This is a genomic window from Vibrio sp. M260118 (genome assembly GCF_036533755.1).
Lineage (GTDB): Bacteria > Pseudomonadota > Gammaproteobacteria > Enterobacterales > Vibrionaceae > Vibrio.
Window position 1 is genome coordinate 1 of record NZ_JATABG010000429.1, and the last position, 2,674, is coordinate 2,674.

Here is a 2,674-nt window from a genome sequence, read left to right on the forward strand (position 1 = left end):
GAGGTTGGTCAACATCGGTACCCTTAATCAGCGCTACGTAGTAAGAAAGCAGCTGCATTGGAATCGTGTAGTAGATAGCTGCAGTGATCTCGCTTACGTGTGGCAGAGTGATGATCTTCATGGTCTCGTCTGCTTCAAAGCCTGCATCAGCGTCAGCAAATACGTAAAGTAGACCGCCACGCGCGCGAACTTCTTCAACGTTTGATTTCAGCTTCTCTAGTAGGTCGTTGCTTGGTGCTACTACCACAACAGGCATATCTGCATCGATAAGCGCGAGTGGACCATGCTTAAGCTCGCCAGCAGCGTATGCTTCTGCATGGATGTACGAGATCTCTTTAAGTTTAAGCGATGCTTCCATTGCGATTGGGTAGAACTCACCACGGCCTAGGAATAGGGTGTGGTGCTTGTCTGCGAAATCAGGGGCTAGCGCTTCGATCTCTTTTTCGAAAGATAGAGCAGATTCGATCTGTTTAGGTAGAGCGTGCAGTGCCTCTACGATCTCTTTTTCTTTCTCTTTACTGATACGGTCTTGCTCTTTACCCATTGCTGTTACTAGCATCAGTAGAGCAGAAAGCTGAGTAGTAAATGCTTTGGTAGAAGCCACACCGATCTCTACGCCTGCACGAGTCATAAAGGCAAAGTCAGACTCACGAACTAGCGAAGAACCCGCTACGTTACAGATGGTCATTGCTGCCATGTAGCCTTTCTCTTTCGCTAGGCGAAGTGCTGCCAGAGTATCAGCTGTCTCACCAGACTGAGATAGAGTGATCAGTAGGCTATTTGGACGAGTCACAAACTTGCGGTAGCGGAACTCTGATGCGATTTCTACGTCACAGCTCACGCCTGCAATATCTTCGAACCAGTAGCGAGCCGTCATACCTGCGTTGTATGAAGTACCACAAGCGACGATCTGTACGTGTTCAACTTTGCCTAAGATTTCCGCAGCGTTTACGCCGATTGCATCTGTGATCACTGAGTCAGCTGTGATGCGGCCTTCCATAGTGTTGATCAGCGCTGTTGGCTGCTCGTAGATCTCTTTTTGCATGAAGTGACGGTATTGACCTTTGTCACCAGCATCGTGCTCTGCGTTTGATTCAGTGATTTCACGCTCTACACGCTCACCGGTTTGATCAAATACGGTTACTTCACGACGAGTGATCTCTGCAACGTCACCTTCTTCAAGGTACATAAAGCGGCGAGTTACGTTAAGTAGTGCAAGTTGGTCAGAAGCTAGGAAGTTTTCTCCTACACCGAAACCAATACAGATTGGGCTGCCAGAGCGCGCCACAACGATGCGAGATGGATCTTTACGGTCGAGCGCTACCGTACCGTATGCACCTTCAAGTTGTTTCGCTGTTTTTTGCACGGCTTCCAGTAGCGTTTCAGAGCTGCGTAGTTCCCACTCAACCATGTGAGCGATAACTTCAGTATCTGTTTGAGATGTAAACACGTAGCCACGAGATTGAAGTAGCTCACGCAGCTCTTCGTGGTTTTCGATGATGCCGTTATGCACCACAGCGATATCACCAGACATATGCGGGTGAGCGTTTGCTTCAGATGGTTCGCCGTGAGTCGCCCAGCGAGTATGTGCGATACCAGTACCACCCACAACGTTTGCTTCTTCTACCGCGTCTGCTAGCTCTTGTACCTTACCAAGGCGACGAACACGAGTTAGGTTGGTTTCGCTATCTACAACCGCAACACCTGCAGAGTCATAACCGCGGTATTCCAAGCGGCGTAGACCTTCAACCAAAATTTCAGCAACATCTCGTTGTGCTACAGCACCGACGATTCCACACATATTCAACTCCATTTTGTTGAATCCGATAGGCAGCAAGCAAAGGCCTGATTCGGATAGAGTAAGATTAAAAATTAAGTTTAGCTTTGTTTAAGCACAAAGCACTTTGACCCCATGAGATTCAATTTTTGTTTTTAACTCTTGGTCTAAGTCTTTGTTTGTAATTAAAATATCAATAGCATCCCAAGCTAACTCTAAGTTGGGAATCTTTCGTCCGATCTTCTCAGACTCAACCATAACAATCACTTCGCGCGATACCTCTGCCATGACTTTGCTAAGACCAACCAGTTCATTGAACGTGGTAGTCCCGCGCTCTAGGTCTACGCCATCAGCACCGATGAACAGTTGGTCAAAGTCATAGGAGCGAAGTACAGATTCAGCAACTTGACCTTGGAAAGACTCAGAGTGAGCATCCCAAGTCCCGCCCGTCATTAATAACGTCGGTTCACTTTCTAGCTCATTGAGTGCATTGGCGACGTTAAGCGAGTTGGTCATCACGACCAAACCACGCATTCCATCAAGTTGTTTGATCAGCGCTGCAGTTGTGCTTCCGCTATCGATTACGATGCGATTGTGTTCACGAATTAACTTAAATGCCGCCTCAGCCAGTTCATTCTTTCGAATCGAAACATTGGTATTCATTTCATCGTTAACCACTTCTTTGGGCAGTGCGATCGCGCCACCATAGCGACGAAGAAGTTGACCGTTTTTTTCTAGAGAAGCTAGATCCTTTCTGATCGTAACTTCTGATGTTTCAAATTGTACTGAAAGCTCTTCAACACTCACTTCACCTTTCTCATTTACGAGATTAGAAATGGCGTGTCTTCTCAGTTGAGTGTTTCGTTTCGACATTTAAATACTAGCATAAGGTTTCGA

Annotated in this window: 2 protein-coding genes; both read right to left on the minus strand. The window is 46.9% G+C overall.

What is annotated here, in order from left to right:
- On the minus strand, positions 1-1,801 hold a 1,801-nt coding region (gene glmS, locus QTO00_RS17890; RefSeq protein ID WP_331425984.1), incomplete at its 3' end, for a glutamine--fructose-6-phosphate transaminase (isomerizing).
- Between the two features lie 87 nt (positions 1,802-1,888).
- Positions 1,889-2,650 carry a DeoR/GlpR family DNA-binding transcription regulator gene (locus tag QTO00_RS17895; RefSeq protein WP_331425985.1) on the minus strand — a complete coding sequence of 254 codons (762 nt, stop codon included), beginning with the start codon at positions 2,648-2,650 and terminating at the stop codon, positions 1,889-1,891.
- Positions 2,651-2,674: the final 24 nt, after the last annotated feature.

What these genes read in the sequence shown, in the direction of transcription:
- QTO00_RS17895 (WP_331425985.1), bottom strand. Translation starts at nt 2,650, where the DNA reads ATGTCGAAACGAAACACTCAACTGAGAAGACACGCCATTTCTAATCTC.